We start from the raw sequence: 1,357 nt of genomic DNA on the forward strand, positions 1-1,357 counted from the left end.
ATAGACCGACTGCACGTACACCGTATCGCTGCCTTCGTCGGCAGCCTCGACGACCGTATCCCCGCCATTGTCAACCCAATAGGTGTCATTGCCGATACCGCCGGAAAGCGTGTCGGCACCCATGCCGCCATCCAGCCAATCGTCGCCAGCCTCCCCGGAGAGCACGTCATTGCCGGCGCCGCCGATCAGCCTATTGTCGAGGCTGTTGCCGGTTCCGGTAAAATCGCCGGTGCCGGTGAAGGTCAGGTTCTCCACGTTGGCAATATTGGTCAGCGCATAGGCAGAAAGCGCCGTCTTGATCAGATCCGTGCCTTCGTTGGCAGCTTCGGTCACGACATCGGCAAGATCGTCGACAACATAGGTGTCGTTGCCGGCACCGCCAACCAGCGTATCGGCTCCCGCCTTGCCGTCCAGCGTGTCGGCACCCGCCGCACCCCTGATCGTGTTGGCAAGGCTGTTGCCCGTGCCGGTGAAGGCCACCGTGCCCGTATAGGTCAGGTTCTCGACATCGGCGCCGAGCGTGTAGGCCGCAAGCGCGGTCTTCACCGTATCGGTGCCCGCATCGGCACTTTCGGTAACGACGTCGCCGGCGACATCCACGATATAGGTATCGTCACCCGCTCCGCCGATCAGCGTATCGGCTCCGGCGCCGCCGTTCAGCGTGTCGTTGCCGTCGCCACCCGACAGCCGGTCGGCCGCAGCACCGCCGGTAATCGTGTTGGCAAGGTCGTTGCCCGTTCCGGTGAAGGCCACCGTGCCCGTATAGGTCAGGTTCTCGATATCGCTGCCGAGCGTGTAGGCCGCAAGCGCGGTCTTGACCGTATCGGTGCCCGCACTTGCAGCTTCAGTGACCACATCGCCCACAATATCCACGATATAGGTGTCGTCACCCGCTCCACCGATCAGCGTGTCGGCGCCGGCGCCGCCGTTCAGCGTGTCGTTGCCGTCGCCGCCGGTGATCACGTTCGCCACAGCGTTGCCGGTGCCCGTGAAGGCAGCCGAACCGGTGTAGGTCAGGTTCTCGATATTGGCGAGGGCAGCGATCGAATAGGTCGCAAGTGACGTGCGGATCTCGTCCATACCCGCACCTGCTGCCTCCGTGACCACGTCGCCGGCGGCATCCACGACATAGGTATCGTTGCCGGCACCGCCGACCAGCGTATCGTTACCCGCTCCGCCGTCCAGCCTGTCCGTGCCAACTCCGCCGATCAGCGTGTCGTTACCCGCGCCACCGTCCAGCGTGTCGTTGCCGGCACCGCCGATGATCGTGTTGACCAGGGCATTGCCCGTCCCGGCAAAATCGCCGGTGCCGGTGAAGGTCAGGTTCTCGACATTGGCGATGTTGGTCAGCGCATAG

Annotated in this window: 1 protein-coding gene; it reads right to left on the reverse strand. The window is 63.9% G+C overall.

Annotated elements, in window-relative coordinates:
* On the reverse strand, positions 1-1,357 hold a 1,357-nt coding region (locus ACFPWW_RS12400; protein ID WP_377311857.1), incomplete at both ends, for a calcium-binding protein.

Origin of the sequence: Rhizobium sp. GCM10022189 (assembly GCF_042656325.1) — a bacterium.
Classification (GTDB): Bacteria; Pseudomonadota; Alphaproteobacteria; order Rhizobiales; family Rhizobiaceae; genus Rhizobium.